Here is a 15,677-nt window from a genome sequence, read left to right on the forward strand (position 1 = left end):
ATCCGATTGATCGCGCGGTCAGCCAGATTTCGCACGGCTTACCTCAAACGGCTTAGCGTGCGCTATCTCATTAGGCATCTTAAATGCCGTCCCTCCTGCAGTTACCTTCGTTGGATCACGGGAGGCAAATCATCTCCTATTGCTGTGCGATCGCAAAACAATCAACAATCAATGCCCTTCGCACATGCGGCATCGAAGCGACATACGGGAGCGCATCAATTGGGCACAGTACGCCGGGCATTTTTCATGGCGACCTTGGAGCAATATTCCCAAGTGATCGTAAGCTTGGCAATGATCGCCGTTCTTTCGCGTCTGTTGGACACGACAGCAATCGGTATTGCGGTCATAGGCCTCGGAATTGGTACGATTGCGTTCAATATCCGCGAGTTTGCCACCTCGGAGTATCTCATTCAGCGCATCGACGTTTCGCGTGAGGATATCCGTACCGCTTTTACGCTGATGTTCGGCACATCGCTTCTTATCTGCTGCGGCCTGTCTGCCTTTGCCCCCTGGATCGCGGAGTTCTACTCTCAGCCGGCCCTGAAGATGTTCATCATTATTCTGGCATTCTCCGGCGTTATCGATTCGTCCGTCAGCACCATCGCCGCCTTGCTGAAGCGGGATATGCAGTTTGGAGCGATGACCCGGATCAACGCCCTCGGCGTCATCACCAATGCCGCCGTCACGGTCACGCTGGCCTGGTTCGATTTCGGCTTCATGAGCTATGCCTGGGGTACGCTGGTTTCCGCCTTGGTGCGGATGGTGCTTGCGTTTCACGCACGCCCCATTCTCTGGATGTATCGCCCATGCCTTAAAGGTTGGCGGTCCTTCTTCGTCTTCGGCGGATACAAGGGGGCCTCGACCGTCCTCGACCGAACCTACGAAGCGTTGCCTCAACTCGTTCTCGGACACTTCATGCCGCTCACCGCAGTCGGCCTGTTCAACCGCGCCAATCTCGTGTGCGGGCTCCCCGACAAGTTCATGCTGTCGGCGCTGTTCTCCATTGCCTTTCCGGCCTTTGCCGCTGAGGTTCGACAAAATCGCAGCGTAAAGGAAGCCTATCTCAGGTTGATCAGCTATATCACCGCCCTTTACTGGCCGGCCCAGCTTGTCCTCGCGATACTGGCCTACCCCATTGTCCACATCGCTCTCGGACCGGCGTGGGATGGAGCAGTACCGCTCGTCCAGCTCCTGTCGCTGGCCGCGATATTCTGGTTTCCGAATATTCTGACGTTCCCGGTTCTTGTTGCCTTGGGCGCCAACAGGGAGGCGTTCGAGGCGAACTTCATCGGTCGAGGTCTGGCGATGGTGGTTATCTGCGTCGCGAGCTTCTATGGCCTTTACGCACTCGTCTTCAGCCAGTTCATCGTCCTCCCCTTCCAAATGGCGACTTCATTGATCTATGTGCGCCGGCATGTACCGTTCGCATGGACTGAGTTCGCTGCGATACTTTGCAACAGCGCACTTGTCACCTTCGGGGCTGTCATAGGGCCACTCGGCGTATTGGCGGCCCATGGTTTCGCATTCGACCTGTCGATCGGCCTTGCGCTCGTCGCGACCCTCCTTTCTGCGGCCGGGTGGCTAACGGCACTCGTCCTGACGAAACATCCTCTCCTTGACGAAATCATCCACATGGTCGAGCTGTTCATGCCCCGGCTGCTCGCAAACAGGCCGGGGGTCCCCGCCGAATGATCACCTGGTACCGACATCAGTTTCATGGGTTCAATCGATGAAATCGGTCGATGTCGTCATACCGAACTATAATTATGCCCGCTACCTGCGAGGTTGTGTCGAAAGTGCCTTGAACCAGAATGTCGATGCAATCCGTGTGTTGATCATCGACAATGCTTCGACAGACGGCAGCCAGCAGATAGCGCGCGATATCGCAGCGCAAGATCCACGCGTCGAACTCCTGCTTCGCGAAAAGAACATGGGACCTCACGCATCATTCAATGATGGAATCGAGTGGGCCCAGTCGGACTATTTCCTCATCCTCTGCTCGGACGATCTCCTTGCCCCCGGGACCCTCGAAGACGCGGTCGGTTGTATGGAGGCGAACCCGAACGTCCACCTGACGCATGGTGCAACGTTCTTCCAGGTCGAGGGCAGAGGCAGCGATACCGCGCCGAACATTGGCGCGAGGGCGCAGTGGACGATCAAGGATGGCCCGACTTTTCTGAAAGACATTTGCCGCGCCGGCCTCAACTACGTGAGCGGGCCGACCGTCGTAGTCCGCACGTCTGTCCAGAAGCAAGTCGGATACTACAACCCAGAATTGAGCCACACCGACGATATGGAAATGTGGATGAGATTTGCATTGCGTGGCTCGATTGCATCCACCGCGGCGGTTCAGGCCATCGCGCGGGTCCATTCGAACAACCAGTCAGCGACCGTTGGAAACATTCGCCAATGGAGCATTGAGTTTGAGGATGCTTACAACGCGTTCTTCAATGGTGTCGGCGCGCACCTCGACAATTCCGAGGAACTGTTGCGCACGGCGCGTCTTGCGCTCAGCGACCGGGCCTACTGGTCGGCCATCGCTCTGATATGCCGTGGCGAACCCGGCGGACGCCAACTTTTTGCCAGGGCCTTGCACTTGCATCCGGCCGCTGCATTGTTGCCACCCGTGGGATATCTGTGGAAGCGTGCTGGCGCCTGGTCCTTGGCCAAAGCCAGTATTGCATCGCTAACGCGGCGGATGACTGGAACTGCGATTGCAGATTGAAGCTCTGGCGGGCTACGCGCCGATCACCCGGCGATGACGCGATGTAGCAGGACGGCTTCCTGTTCAGCCAGCTTTTCTTGAAGCGAACGATTGACCCCCGCTATCTCTTGCTTGACGGCATCCATGTTGCCAAGCACCTGGTTCGTCTGCTGTTTGAGCTTTTCGACATCAAAGGTTTCGATGTGTTGGCAGTAGTGAGCCTGCCTGAACTGGGACAGCAGATAGTCGTTCTTTAAATTATAGCTCAACGAAATTGTCGGCCGGCCCGATTTCAGCGCACAGACCACGTTGTGATAACGTGAGACAACGACAATGTCCGTCTGTGCGATTTCGCTCATCAGCTCGTGCAACGACCCCCCGTGACCGACCGCGATGCGCTCCATGGGAATATCGGGCCGTGTCGAGGAAATTGACTTCATCAACTGCTTTACGGCTCTGCCATCGCGCAGATCGCCGGTCAGAAGGCGTGCGTTATGTCCTTCGTCAATCAGCCAGCAAATATATTGGGTCAGTTTCGCAATATAGTTGTTGTGAATTCGTTCGCCTTCCGCATTGTCTGCATTCGCTTTCTTCCATCCATGGTAATCCATCACACCGACCCCGACGGTCGTGCGCGCCGTGTCTTTCGCGGGTACCGAGGCAGGCAAGGGAAGCCGAAAGGCGATGTCCGGATAGCGCAGGTCCGGCGTCACATCGAGCCCAATCCCCTTCATGTATTCCAGTGAGAAATCATCGCGATACGACCGGTATTGCGCCATTCTCGCCGCGGATTTCAAAAACCAGCGACTCAAGGGGTTTTCAATGGGACCCGCTCCAATACTGACGAAGGCGATGCGCGCATTTTGCAGACGCGCAGCCAGGCACCAGCGAAATACAACGAAAGGCCAACCGAACGCGGTCTCCTGAAAGTCGTCGAGAATCCCCGTGCCGGGGATGATCAGGACACTCACGCCGCGCAGTCCACTGATGACGGCATATAGGCTGCCCAGCCTGCGGGGAAAATCCGCGAGCAACCGATTGAGCCTGTTGGACCAATTGCCTTCAAGCTTGACGCCGCCGATGCTGATTGCATCGACCTTGTAGCGTTCCGTGACCGCAGCCGGATTGGAACAGACGCAAAGCAGCGTGGCCTCCTGTTTGGAAGCACGCAGGAAATCGAGCATGGCTTCGAGCGAACCGTCATTGCCGGTGTTCCCGCTGCCAAACTGACCTAGCAAGCCGATTTTCATTCAAGCCCTCAATTGTACATTGCTCGGACCACCGATCGACGCATACTCAACACCTGACCCCAATTTTGTTGCGTGCCGCTGTTCGAACAAGCGCGGTCGATTGGGCACCGGATTTGATCTTGCTGCGCTGCGATGCAAAAAAACACATGGCTCTTGGAACACCGGGGGCACCCGAACGATGAAGGTGTTCCCCCAAAAGGCTACGGCATCTGCCCATCGCGGCAGGTACAGTCGTGGGCCCAATTGCCACTATTATTGCAATGTGGCCGGGCGATGTGGCGCGGACCCCAGCAGGATCAAGCGGAATGAAGTTCGCCTATTTTGTACGCCCGCATATCGGCGGAACCTACACAGTCTTCAAGCAGTTGCGCGAGGGGCTTGCGCCCTACGGCATCGAGGTCTGCTGGATGTCGATGGGCCAAACCGAAGCGCTGAAAGACCCGGAATGGTTCCCGGAATTTGCGCTTGGCACGTCAGTCAGTACGGATGGACTGGCGAACGAGCGCGATCAAGCCCGGGCTCTCGCGGCCGCGATTGAAGCAGGCGGCTTCGACGGCGTGTTCATCAACGTTCTCAGCGACCGAATCCAGACCAACATCGCGCGCTACCTGCCGGAAGCGATCACGCGTATCATGATCGTGCACAACATCACCGCCGGCACCTATGCAGCTGCGGTCGCCGTGCGTGATCATGTGCATGCCGCAATCGGCGTTTCGGATCGGATCCAGTCCGATCTCGTCAGGACCATGGGTTTTGATGCAGACCATACGTTCGCCATTCCGCACGCGGCCGAGACCCGATTGTCGAGACTGCTCAATCGTACGCCGCGAGCTACGGAACCGCTTCGCCTCGTGTTCCTCGGCCGCGTCGAGGACGCTTCCAAAGGCGTATTCTGGCTCGCCGACATTCTCGACCATCTCGACGCCTCCATTCACCTGACCATCGCGGGGGATGGCCCAGACCTACAGGCGCTGAAGCTCAAGCTTGCCCGCCATGGCAAGCGTGTCACCTTTCTCGGAGCCGTACACCCGAAAGAGGTTCACAGGGTCCTGCTCCATCAGGATGTGATGATCATGCCGTCGCGGTTTGAGGGCTTTGGCCTTACGCTGACAGAGGCGATGGCAGTCGGCTGCGTTCCCGTCGTTTCGCGGATCCGGGGCGTAACCGACACGATCATTGACGACGGCATCAATGGTTTTCTCTTCCAGATCGGCAACAGCGCGGAGGCCGCTCGGATCATTACCGGCATTGCGGCAAATCCGGAGGCGGCGCAGCTCCTTTCCAGTGCCGCGCGAGACAAAGCGGAACACGTCTTCACCCTTGATGCAATGGCGCGTCGCTATGCCGAAGTCATCCGGAACGTCACGGCCGCGCCCCCCGAAATCGCGCCTCCGCTCAGCTTTGCCGACTGGTCGTTCCCGAAAGGGCTTCGTCCGGGCCTGCGCACCTATATCCCGACTCCGATCAAGAACTGGCTGCGCGTCATGCGGGAAAGAACTTGAAGTTTAGGTCCCTACCCCTTTTGACGCTTGCTGCTGACTGAATTGCCGAAGTGAATTTTCCCGGCGCCGCCGTCATATTTGATCGTGGGAGAAAACGCCCGCGTCGTGGTTATGAGGTTAGCAAATGTCGACATTGATCGAGAGCTTCGAAAAATCGGACCAGTTGCGCGGGCCGGCGCATCACCTTATCCCGGGCGGCGCCCACACCTACGCAAAGGGCGATGATCAATATCCGGTGCTATCGCCTGGCTTCATAGCACGCGGGCTCGGTAGCCATATCTGGGACGTCGACGGCAACGAATATATCGAATATGGCATGGGCAACCGAGCCGTCGGGCTTGGCCATGCATACGCCCCGGTGCTCGAAGCGGTCACCCGGCAGTTACAGCGCGGCTGCAACTTCGTCCGTCCGGCAGATATCGAAGTCGAATGTGCCGAGACCTTCCTTGAAACAATCCCGACGGCCGAGATGGTCAAGTTCTGTAAGGACGGATCGCACGCAACGTCAGGCGCGGTCCGTCTGGCACGAGCAGTCACGGGCCGGGACTATATTGCCCGCTGCAGTGACCATCCGTTCTTTTCGACCGACGACTGGTTCATCGGTACGACGGAAATGAATGCCGGCATACCGCGAGCCGTTCAGGAACTGACACTCGGGTTCAAGTATAATGACATCGCAAGCGTCAAGGCCCTGTTTGCGAACCATCCGGGAAAGATCGCCGGATTGATTCTCGAGGCATCGCGCGGGGACGATCCGGAAAACAATTTCCTGCATGAAACGCGCAATCTTTGCCACCGCAACGGCGCGCTCTTCATTCTCGACGAGATGATCACCGGTTTTCGTTGGCATGTCGGCGGCGCTCAACAGTTCTATCGTATCGAGCCCGACCTCTCCTGCTTCGGCAAGGCACTCGGCAACGGCTTCTCCGTCTCCGCACTTGCCGGCAAGCGCGAATTCATGCGTCTCGGCGGGCTGGAAGAGACGGGCAAGCCGCGGGTATTCCTTCTGTCGACCACGCATGGGGCGGAAACGCACGCCTTAGCGGCGGCGATCGCCACGATGCGCATCTATCGGAACGAACCGGTTATCGAACATCTCTACGATCAGGGCCAGGCCTTGCGCGCCGGGATCGCGCAGGCAACGACGCGTCATGGTCTCAGCGCCTACGTCAAGGTAACCGGCCGCGCCTGCTGTCTGGCCTATGCGACGCTTGATCAGGATCGAGCCCCTTCGCAGGCATTCCGCACCCTGTTCCTTCAGGAAACCATCAAGCGCGGCATCCTCATGCCGTCACTGGTGGTGAGCTACACCCATAGCGAAGAAGACGTGGCCCGCACGATCGATGCAGTTGACGGGGCATTGGGCGTCTACAAGCAGGCGCTCGAAAACGGCGTCGAGAACTATCTCGTCGGACGCCCGTCAGACGTCGTCTTCCGTCGGTTCAACAGGGGGCCCGTGGCGCACCGTCAACTGGAACGTGCATCGAATGGCTGAATATATCCGGCGATGGGCATGCCTGTTGCTGGTGCTTTTTCCATTTACTAGCCATGCAGATCCGGTGGCATTTCCGCTGCGCGTTTCAGAAAATCACCGCTATCTGGAGGATGCCTCCGGCAAGCCATTCCTCGTCACCGGAGATGCCGCCTGGTCGCTGATTGGCGAACTGTCGCGCGAAGAGGCGGACAAGTATCTCGCTGACCGGCAAAAGCGTGGCTTCAACACGATCCTCGTATCGTTGATTGAACACCGCTTCAGTCGCAACGCACCGCGCAATTTCTATGACCGCGATCCGTTTCTCGCAAAGGGCGACTTCAGCCGGCCAAATGACGCCTATTTCGACGATGCCGACTTTATCCTGCAGAAAGCGCAGGAGCGCGGTTTTCTTGTACTTCTCGTGCCGTCCTATCTCGGAGCAGGCGGCGGTGACGAAGGCTGGTACAAGGAAATGGAGGCTGCAGGACCGGCAGCCCTCAAATCGTACGGGCGCTATCTCGGCCAGCGTTTTCGAAAGTACAAAAACATCGTTTGGGTTCAGGGTGGAGACTATAACCCGCCAGACCACGTACTGGTCAATGCGGTCGCGGAGGGGCTGGCCGAAACAAATTCAGAAGCTCTCCAAACCGTTCACGGAAGTCCGGATACCGATATTCAGCGAATGTGGGCGGAGGCGAAATGGCTCAGTTTCGATACACTTTACACGTATGACGAGGTGGAAGACAAAGCGCTCGAACGCTACACTTACAACGCAAAAACCCCATTCCTGTTCATCGAAGGCGCCTATGAGGGAGAACACGATTCGACCGAGCAGAGCCTTCGCGAGATCGCATACGGTGCCCTTCTGGGCGGCGCCTGCGGCCAGATATTCGGCAATAACCCCATCTGGCATTTTTCCGGGCCTGGACTTTTCGATGCCAAGGACAGTTGGGAAGCGGCCCTTGGAAGCCGGGGAGCACAAAGCATTAGCTATTTGAAGCAGTTCTTTGACGCGTTGCCATGGTGGAAACTCGAGCCCGAACAGGGAAGGCTTCTGGTGGATCCGGACACGCTGTTTCCAGGCACCGCGTTTGGAAGCATGTCGAAGGACGGTAGCCTTGCCGTGATCTATGTTTCAGGGCGCAGCGACGTCGCCATCAATTCGGCGGTACTTGCGCCCCATGCCAAACGCGCCCGCTGGTATGATCCCGCATCCGGCAAATATACGGATGCCGCCGAGCAGAAAACCCAGCGGCGGGAAACGGTAACATTTGAAGTTCCGGCTGCGCAAAATGCCGCCGGTTATACGGATTGGCTCCTCGTGTTCGAGGATCGCGGCTAGAGTCCGGTTCGGTGAAAGTGCAATCGGGCAAAAGGCGTAGAGAACCTCCCCAAAGTGTAGCCCTTGTTACACCCTGATCCACCGAACTCCTCTCTCGCTGTCGAACGCGCCCGGAAGTACCGTTTTTACAAATCGAACGTAAATTTCAAAAGGATTGGGACATGAAAGTACTCGTGACAGGGCATCGGGGTTACATCGGAACGGTCATGGTGCCTTTCCTGATGAAGGCTGGCCACGACGTTCATGGCTATGACGCCGAACTCTATCGCAGCTGTGGCTATGCGCCGGGCGGCTCGATCAAGGATGTTCCGGGGCTCTGCAAGGACGTGCGCGACGTCGAGGTAAGCGACCTGAAGGGGTTCGATGCGGTCATCCATCTTGCTGCGTTGTCGAACGATCCCTTGAGCAACCTCAATCCGGATATCACCTACGAGATCAATCACCGTGGTAGCGTCAAATTTGCCGAGACCGCCAAGAAGGCAGGCGTTTCACGCTTCCTCTTTGCGTCTTCCTGCAGCAATTACGGCAAGTCCGGCGAGGGCATGATCGACGAGACGGGCGAACTCAATCCGGTAACAGCCTATGGTTCGTCCAAGGTGCTTGCGGAAAAGGACATAGCCAAGCTTGCCGATGACAATTTCACCCCGACTTATCTGCGCCCGGCGACCGCCTATGGCCTATCGCCGATGCTGCGCTTCGATATCGTCCTTAACAACCTTGTTGCATGGGCAGTGACCGAAGGCGTTATCCTCCTGAAGTCTGATGGTTCGCCATGGCGTCCGATCGTTCATATCGAGGATATTTCGCGTGCCTTCCTCGCCGCCATGGAAGCGCCGAAGGACAAGGTGCACAACGAAGCGTTCAATGTCGGCCAGTCGGCCCACAACTATCGCATCCGTGAAATCGCTGAGATCGTTTCAGAGGTCGTTCCGGGCTGCAAGCTCGAATTTGCCGCCGACGCCGGGCCGGACACACGCTCCTATCGCGTCAGCTTCGAAAAGATTGCGCGCGTTCTCCCGGCTTTCAAGCCGGTCTGGGATGCCCGCGCGGGCGCCGAGCAGTTGCACGCGGCCTATGCGACTTCCGGCCTGACGTTGCAGGAGTTCGAGGGACCGCGCTACCAGCGCATCGCCAATATCCGCAAGTCACTAGAGGAAGGTACGCTCAACGAGAGCCTGCGCCGCGTTCCGTCCTCGAGCCGACATCCTGCCCTGGCAGATGCTGTCGTCTAAACGCAAAGCGCATGACATGAACACATTTATGGTCTCGTTCGAAAACATGCGGCCGGCGGCCGACGCGGAAGTGGATGTGGGTATCCGCATCTACGCGCTGGCGGCTCGCCTCTACCCGATCTGCCGCAGCATAACGGGCGAGGGCGTTCGCAAGACATTGCAGGTCCTTGGCCAGCAGATCGACCTGACCCAGCACGAGGTTCCGACAGGAACCCCGGCGCTGGACTGGACGGTGCCGCAGGAATGGAACATCCGGGGCGGTTATATCAAGGACGCCTCGGGGCGAAAGGTCGTCGATTTTGCCGACCATAATCTCCATGTCCTCGGATACAGCGCGCCGGTACATCGGACGATGCCGCTAAGCGAACTCAAGGCGCATATCTACACTTTGCCAGATCAGCCTGATCTCATCCCCTACCGCACCTCGTATTACAGCGAACAGTGGGGGTTCTGCATGACGCATAACCGCTTCCTCGCCATGGAGGACGGCGAATATGAGGTCATGATCGATTCGCAAAAGGCGGACGGACATCTCACCTATGGCGAATATGTCCATAAGGGAGAGACTGACCGGGACGTGCTGCTATCGGCGCATATCTGCCATCCCTCGCTCGCCAACGACAATTGCTCCGGCCTCGCGCTGCTTGCCTGCTTGGCCAAGGCGATGCGCGGGCGCAAGACCCGCTATAACTACCGCTTCCTCTTTGCCCCCGGCACGATCGGGGCGCTTACCTGGCTAGCCCATAATGAGGCAAATGCGGCCCGGATCGATCATGGCCTCATCGTCTCCTGCGTGGGTGACGGCGGCGGACCGAACTACAAACGCAGCCGGCGCGGCGATGCCACGATCGACAAGGCGATGGAATATGTGCTCAACCGGGAAGATCGCAAGGGCACGATCAAGGATTTCAGCCCTTACGGCTATGATGAGCGGCAATATTGTTCGCCAGGCTATAATCTTCCTGTCGGCTTGTTCCAGCGCAGCGCGTTCGGCACGTTTCCGCAATATCACACGTCCGCGGACAATCTCGATTTTATCGCGCCTGAGCACCTTGCCTCGTCGTACAGGATGATCATGGAGGCAATCGATATCCTCGAACTGAACTGGACGCCGCTCAATCTCTTTCCCAAGGGCGAGCCGCAGCTCGGACGCCGCGGCCTCTATTCGGCGCTCGGCGGCGACAAATCCGCAGGCGAAACAGCCATGGCCTATCTCTGGGTTCTCAACCTCGCCGATGGTCAGCACTCGCTGCTCGATATAGCCGAACGCTCAGGGATGGCCTTCAGCGATATCGTGCGCGCAGCGCAGCTGCTGAGGGAGAACGACCTTCTCGCTGAAGCTGCCTGATCCGGTCAGGCAGGCAATTTATCGAGGAGCGGCCAGGCCTGATCCTTCTCCGACAGCACAGTCGGTTCAGCTGGCCAGGCGATAGCGAAGGCAGGATCGTTCCAGCGGACGCCGGTCGAGGCCTGCGGATTATAAAATTCCGAGATCAGGTAGGCGACAACAGCGTCCTCGGTGAGGGTCTGAAATCCATGGGCAAATCCCTTGGGGATATAGAACCGGCGATTATTGCTCGCCGTGAGCTCACAGGCGGTCCAGCGGCGATATGTCGGCGAGTTCGGACGCAGATCGACAATCACATCGAGGATCGCGCCGCCAATACATGACACAACCTTTACTTCGGCGTGCGGCGCGCTCTGGAAGTGCATGCCCCGCAGCGTGTGCTTCTTGACCGAATGCGAGACGCTGTGCTGAACGAAATTGGTTTCAAGGCCATGCTCGGCATATTCCGCGGCGCAGAACGTCCGGGCAAACGAGCCGCGCTCGTCGGATATCGGCAAAGCCTCGATCAGCCAGGCGCCATTCAGTTCTGTCTCGGTGAATCGCATGCTCAAGCCTCGCATCGGTTACGTTCCGCAAGGCCAATTCTGTCAAACTCTTTGCCCGCGCGAAACTCACAAATAGGGGTAGAATTTGCCGTCGGCTCTGGCGCCGACAAGGCTCTCCAACCGCCAGTTTACGGCCGTTTTCCGTCAGATGCTGCCTCCGTTTGAACGACCTGATCCGCCTACGTTCCACCTTCGGATGACCCCACTGGTCGCATAGTCATATCGCCCCTGAAGCGCCGACGCCGTACCTTCTAGCCATGAACAGCAATGATCGGTCCGCCGGGAACGTCTCCTTTGCGCGGATCGTGGCCAGTGACCGGGAGCGACCGCATGAACATTCAAACCAGCACGCTTTTGTTGGCAAACCGCCCGAGTGACAAAGTTCACCATTGTCGCCTGTGCGGCACCGGTTTGAAGCACACCTTCATCGATCTCGGCATGCAGCCGCCCTGCGAAAGCTTCGTGCCGCGCGAACACATCGACTCGATGGAGGCCTACTATCCGCTGCACGTCTTCGTTTGCGAGGAATGTTTCCTGGTCCAGCTTGCTGAATATGTCAGCCCCCAGGCGATCTTCGAGGAATACGCATATTTCTCCTCCTACTCGACAAGCTGGGTCGCTCACGCCAAGAAGTACTGCCACCAGATGGCACGGCAGCTCGACCTCAATCGCAATAGCCTGGTCGTGGAACTGGCCAGCAATGACGGCTACCTGCTGCAACATTTTCTGCCGCTCGACATTCCAGTGCTCGGCGTCGAACCCGCAGCCAACGTCGCCAAGGTCGCGATCGAAAAGGGCGTACCGACGCGGGTCGAATTCTTTGGCGAGAACTATGCACGTGAACTCGTTGCCGAGGGCCTGCGTGCCGATCTCATCGTCGGCAACAACGTCCTCGCGCAGGTTCCAGACCTAAATGACTTCGTCGCCGGCATGAAGGTCCTGCTGAAGCCCGAAGGCGTCATTACGCTCGAGTTTCCGCATATCGAAAAGCTGATCGCCGAAAACCAGTTCGATACGATCTACCACGAACACTTCTCCTATTTCTCGCTGCTGACCATCGAGCACATGGCCACGCGCCATGGCCTCAAGGTCATCGATGTCGAAGAACTTGTCACCCACGGCGGCTCGCTGCGCATCCATTTCGCTCACGAAGACAGTGCACGCGAGATACAGCCGAGCGTAGCGCGCGTCCGCGACAACGAACTGAAGGCAGGCCTCGACACGCTCAAAGTCTACACGTCGTTTGTCGAGCGGGCGCGCAAGGTAAAGCGCGAACTTCTCTCCTTCCTGATCAAGGCCAAGGAAGAAGGCAAGTCGATCTGCGGCTACGGCGCACCGGGCAAGGGCAACACGCTGCTCAACTATTGCGGCATTGGCACCGATTTCCTCGACTTCACCGTCGACAGGAACCCGTACAAGCATGGGCGCTATACCCCAGGCATGCATATCCCGATCGAACCTGTCGAAGCCATCGACCTGATGCAGCCAGACTACATCCTGATCCTGCCTTGGAACCTCAAAAAAGAGATCGTCAATCAAATGCGCCATGTCGCCGAATGGGGCGCGAAGTTCATCGTCCCGATCCCCGGCGTCAGCATCATCGATCCGAAGGAGTTGCAGCCATGAAAGTCGTCCTTTTCTGCGGCGGTATGGGAACGCGCATCCGCGAATACTCCGAGAACGTGCCTAAACCGATGATTCCGCTGGGCTCGCAACCGATCCTTCGGCATGTGATGCAGTACTATGCCGATTACGGGCATGACGACTTCGTCCTGTGCCTTGGCTACAAGGCCAATGTCGTCAAGGACTTTTTCCTCAACGTCCGGCCGCAGACCTTCTCGGACTGCGTGGTCTCCGGCAACGGCAATGTCGAACTCCTGGGCGAGTCGCAGAAGGATTGGCGTATCTCGCTGATCGATACCGGCATCTGGCGCAATATCGGCGAGCGCCTGTGGGCCGTGCGCGACCAGGTGAAGAGCGAGCCCATCTTTCTCGCCAATTACAGCGACGGCCTTTCCAATGTCGATCTCGACGACATGATCGCCAAGTTTGAGGCAAGCGGCAAGATTGGCTGCTTCCTCGCTGTACGGCCACCCCTCACCTATCATCTTGCAGACATTGCCGAAGACGGGCGCGTGCGCGAATTCCGTTCATCCGACCGCTCGGACATCTGGATCAACGGCGGCTATTTCCTCTTCCGCAACGAGATCTTTGACTATATGCGCGAAGGTGAAGAACTCGTCCTTGAGCCCTTTACCCGCCTCATCGCCGAGGACAAGCTGATGGCCTATAAGCATGAAGGCTTCTGGCGATCCATGGACACTCTGCGCGACTGGCAGTCGCTCCAGGAGATGGTGGAACGGGGCGACATGCCTTGGACGGCCCATGGTGCTGCGCGAGACGGAACGAATATCCGAGTGGTCAAGGCACTATGAAGCAACTGCCTCTGGCAAAACGCGGTGAACGCCTGTCGATACTCTGCCTCGGCGCCCATTCCGATGACATCGAGATCGGCGCCGGAGGCACTATCCTGAGCCTGATCGCGGATGGGGTGCTCGTTGATGTTCACTGGTGCGTGCTGAGCGCATCCGGGGTCCGGGCACGCGAGGCCAATGATTCGGCTGTGTCGTTCCTCCAGGGCGCTGCATCCTACATGATCGACCTCGGCCAGTTCGAGGACAGTTACTTTCCCAACCAGAGCCGGGAGATCAAGCAGTGGCTGACGGCGCTGCGCGACCGTGTTTCACCCGATGTGATCTTTACGCATGCGCGCGACGACGCGCATCAGGATCATCGCGAAGTCAATCGCCTCACCACCAACGTCTTCCGCGATCATCTCGTGCTGGAGTACGAGATCCCTAAATGGGATGGCGATGTCGGACAACCTAACACCTATGTGCCCCTGACCTCGAACATCATGGATCGCAAGGTGGAGCTGCTGATGAAGCATTTCGGCACGCAGCGCTCCAAGGACTGGTTCGATGAACTGACCTTCAAGGGGCTCGCAAGGCTGCGCGGCATGGAATGCCGGGCCTCCGATCGCTTTGCCGAGGGCTTCACCGTTCGCAAGCTCGCGATCACATTCAAGTGAGCTTTCACTCTTGCAAACAGCAAGCCCACGATTCGGAGGCCTTTCGCGACCGAATCGCCCTTCCCGCACGCCTCTGCTGTGCGTAAATTGATCATCCCTAAGTATAAACCGTGTAATTAAGTATTTAGCCCGTCCGATTCTTCGCAGTTTTATGACTAGACACCGCCTAAGTCGAACTAATCCTGACTAGGCTTAGATCTGGGCGCTGCCTACATCGGCCCGTTTGCCCCAATCGAATGAATTATTCGAGGATTAAAGACACCCCGAAATAATCGGCGTAAATTGAAAACCGTGAAAAGAAGTGCGGCTGGGCGTGGTTAACACGTTCAATATATCAACTCGCAACAAATATAAAAACTGGGGTAGTAAAATGGAGAATACGCATCCGTCCCTTATGGGGAAACTCGAGAATGAATCCTTTACCCGCGAAATCGTTGTAAACAACAATCAGCACCATCACGCAGTATATAGCAACGATCGCCATTTCCAAAAGTATCAGCCTGAAGATTATCTCGCAATCGTCGACAAACGCGCCCTTGAACGCGAATGTCTTGCTCAGGCTCTTCACAATCATCACATCGGTCTTAAAGTATATACATTCGGTAGCCTCGAAGAATGGCGCGCGTCAAAGCGAAGTGTTTCCCATCTTCGCGCTGTCCTGGTAAACGCCGGCAACCGCAACATGGATGATACCGATCTGACGGCGGAAATCAGCGAACTCGTTGCAACATTCGAGAGCGCAGCTGTCGTCGTCGTCGCCGAAAATGATGATCTCAACTATGTTCTGAAGGCGCTCGAAATCGGTGTTCGCGGCTATATTCCGACAACGTGCGGCATCGAGATCTGCATGCAGGCCATCGAGCTTGCCATTGCCGGCGGCAAGTTCGTACCGGCAAGCAGCGTCCTCGCACTGCGCAAGATGCTCGGCAACCGGAACGACGAATTCCGCCACATCGCAACCTCGTTCACGGCTCGTCAGTCGGCCGTCGCCGAGGGTCTGCGCCGCGGCAAGGCCAACAAGATCATCGCCTACGAGCTGAACTTGTGCGAAAGCACTGTCAAGGTGCACATCCGCAATATCATGAAGAAGCTCGGCGCGACGAACCGGACCGAGGTTGCCTACAAGATTAGCGACATGATCCCGCATGAGACCAGATTCTGACCTGACCTGGGCCAGTTAACCGAAATC

The 15,677-nt window shown here is 57.5% G+C and carries 13 protein-coding genes; 11 read left to right on the top strand and 2 right to left on the bottom strand.

The window, feature by feature from the left end:
- Positions 1-246: 246 nt before the first annotated feature.
- Together BLR72_RS17925 and BLR72_RS17930 are read left to right on the top strand one after the other, a co-directional pair.
- Positions 247-1,692 carry an oligosaccharide flippase family protein gene (locus tag BLR72_RS17925; RefSeq protein WP_280140139.1) on the top strand — a complete coding sequence of 482 codons (1,446 nt, stop codon included), beginning with the start codon at positions 247-249 and terminating at the stop codon, positions 1,690-1,692.
- Between the two features lie 37 nt (positions 1,693-1,729).
- On the top strand, positions 1,730-2,725 hold the full coding sequence (locus tag BLR72_RS17930; protein ID WP_091950727.1) for a glycosyltransferase family A protein: 996 nt from the start codon (positions 1,730-1,732) through the stop codon (positions 2,723-2,725).
- A gap of 23 nt (positions 2,726-2,748) precedes the next feature.
- Here the strand turns inward: BLR72_RS17930 and BLR72_RS17935 are convergent, their stop codons facing one another.
- Positions 2,749-3,954, bottom strand: coding sequence for a polysaccharide pyruvyl transferase family protein (locus BLR72_RS17935; RefSeq protein WP_091950729.1), 1,206 nt, complete (start codon positions 3,952-3,954; stop codon positions 2,749-2,751).
- A gap of 305 nt (positions 3,955-4,259) precedes the next feature.
- Between BLR72_RS17935 and BLR72_RS17940 the strand changes: the two genes are divergently transcribed.
- From BLR72_RS17940 to BLR72_RS17960, 5 genes are all read left to right on the top strand, one after another.
- On the top strand, positions 4,260-5,456 hold the full coding sequence (locus BLR72_RS17940; RefSeq protein WP_091950731.1) for a glycosyltransferase family 4 protein: 1,197 nt from the start codon (positions 4,260-4,262) through the stop codon (positions 5,454-5,456).
- Positions 5,457-5,580: 124 nt separating this feature from the next.
- Positions 5,581-6,951 carry a glutamate-1-semialdehyde 2,1-aminomutase gene (locus tag BLR72_RS17945; protein ID WP_091950733.1) on the top strand — a complete coding sequence of 457 codons (1,371 nt, stop codon included), beginning with the start codon at positions 5,581-5,583 and terminating at the stop codon, positions 6,949-6,951.
- Positions 6,944-8,272, top strand: coding sequence for a glycoside hydrolase family 140 protein (locus BLR72_RS17950; RefSeq protein WP_175492395.1), 1,329 nt, complete (start codon positions 6,944-6,946; stop codon positions 8,270-8,272). Before BLR72_RS17945 ends, BLR72_RS17950 begins: the two co-directional genes overlap by 8 nt.
- Before the next feature lie 161 nt (positions 8,273-8,433).
- Positions 8,434-9,504 carry an NAD-dependent epimerase/dehydratase family protein gene (locus BLR72_RS17955; RefSeq protein ID WP_027230544.1) on the top strand — a complete coding sequence of 357 codons (1,071 nt, stop codon included), beginning with the start codon at positions 8,434-8,436 and terminating at the stop codon, positions 9,502-9,504.
- Between the two features lie 46 nt (positions 9,505-9,550).
- Complete coding sequence (locus tag BLR72_RS17960) at positions 9,551-10,852, top strand: DUF4910 domain-containing protein (protein WP_175492401.1); 1,302 nt, start codon at positions 9,551-9,553, stop codon at positions 10,850-10,852.
- Between the two features lie 5 nt (positions 10,853-10,857).
- Here the strand turns inward: BLR72_RS17960 and rfbC are convergent, their stop codons facing one another.
- The gene (gene rfbC, locus BLR72_RS17965) at positions 10,858-11,397 is read right to left on the bottom strand and encodes a dTDP-4-dehydrorhamnose 3,5-epimerase (RefSeq protein ID WP_027230546.1); all 540 of its coding nucleotides are present in this window, start codon (positions 11,395-11,397) and stop codon (positions 10,858-10,860) included.
- A 330-nt stretch (positions 11,398-11,727) separates the two neighbouring features.
- On the opposite strand from rfbC, the gene BLR72_RS17970 reads away from it, so the two are divergent.
- From BLR72_RS17970 to BLR72_RS22740, 4 genes are all read left to right on the top strand, one after another.
- Positions 11,728-13,023 carry a class I SAM-dependent methyltransferase gene (locus BLR72_RS17970; RefSeq protein ID WP_091950739.1) on the top strand — a complete coding sequence of 432 codons (1,296 nt, stop codon included), beginning with the start codon at positions 11,728-11,730 and terminating at the stop codon, positions 13,021-13,023.
- Positions 13,020-13,832: a sugar phosphate nucleotidyltransferase gene (locus BLR72_RS17975; protein WP_091950741.1), complete on the top strand. Its 813-nt coding sequence runs from the start codon at positions 13,020-13,022 to the stop codon at positions 13,830-13,832. Before BLR72_RS17970 ends, BLR72_RS17975 begins: the two co-directional genes overlap by 4 nt.
- Complete coding sequence (locus tag BLR72_RS17980; RefSeq protein ID WP_091950742.1) at positions 13,829-14,488, top strand: PIG-L deacetylase family protein; 660 nt, start codon at positions 13,829-13,831, stop codon at positions 14,486-14,488. The genes BLR72_RS17975 and BLR72_RS17980 overlap by 4 nt, the downstream gene beginning before the upstream one ends.
- A gap of 682 nt (positions 14,489-15,170) precedes the next feature.
- Complete coding sequence (locus tag BLR72_RS22740) at positions 15,171-15,650, top strand: response regulator transcription factor (RefSeq protein WP_228017261.1); 480 nt, start codon at positions 15,171-15,173, stop codon at positions 15,648-15,650.
- Positions 15,651-15,677 lie beyond the last annotated feature (27 nt).

The organism is Phyllobacterium sp. YR620 (genome assembly GCF_900104165.1).
GTDB lineage: Bacteria > Pseudomonadota > Alphaproteobacteria > Rhizobiales > Rhizobiaceae > Phyllobacterium > Phyllobacterium pellucidum.

Excerpts from the sequence above, each read along its gene's own strand:
- BLR72_RS17935 (WP_091950729.1), bottom strand. The coding sequence starts at position 3,954 with ATGAAAATCGGCTTGCTAGGTCAGTTTGGCAGCGGGAACACCGGCAAT.
- BLR72_RS17925 (WP_280140139.1), top strand. The coding sequence starts at position 247 with ATGGCGACCTTGGAGCAATATTCCCAAGTGATCGTAAGCTTGGCAATG.
- BLR72_RS17940 (WP_091950731.1), top strand. The coding sequence starts at position 4,260 with ATGAAGTTCGCCTATTTTGTACGCCCGCATATCGGCGGAACCTACACA.
- BLR72_RS17970 (WP_091950739.1), top strand. The coding sequence starts at position 11,728 with ATGAACATTCAAACCAGCACGCTTTTGTTGGCAAACCGCCCGAGTGAC.
- BLR72_RS22740 (WP_228017261.1), top strand. The coding sequence starts at position 15,171 with ATGGATGATACCGATCTGACGGCGGAAATCAGCGAACTCGTTGCAACA.
- BLR72_RS17975 (WP_091950741.1), top strand. The coding sequence starts at position 13,020 with ATGAAAGTCGTCCTTTTCTGCGGCGGTATGGGAACGCGCATCCGCGAA.
- BLR72_RS17950 (WP_175492395.1), top strand. The coding sequence starts at position 6,944 with ATGGCTGAATATATCCGGCGATGGGCATGCCTGTTGCTGGTGCTTTTT.
- BLR72_RS17955 (WP_027230544.1), top strand. The coding sequence starts at position 8,434 with ATGAAAGTACTCGTGACAGGGCATCGGGGTTACATCGGAACGGTCATG.
- BLR72_RS17945 (WP_091950733.1), top strand. The coding sequence starts at position 5,581 with ATGTCGACATTGATCGAGAGCTTCGAAAAATCGGACCAGTTGCGCGGG.
- rfbC (WP_027230546.1), bottom strand. The coding sequence starts at position 11,397 with ATGCGATTCACCGAGACAGAACTGAATGGCGCCTGGCTGATCGAGGCT.
- BLR72_RS17960 (WP_175492401.1), top strand. The coding sequence starts at position 9,551 with ATGCGGCCGGCGGCCGACGCGGAAGTGGATGTGGGTATCCGCATCTAC.
- BLR72_RS17930 (WP_091950727.1), top strand. The coding sequence starts at position 1,730 with ATGAAATCGGTCGATGTCGTCATACCGAACTATAATTATGCCCGCTAC.
- BLR72_RS17980 (WP_091950742.1), top strand. The coding sequence starts at position 13,829 with ATGAAGCAACTGCCTCTGGCAAAACGCGGTGAACGCCTGTCGATACTC.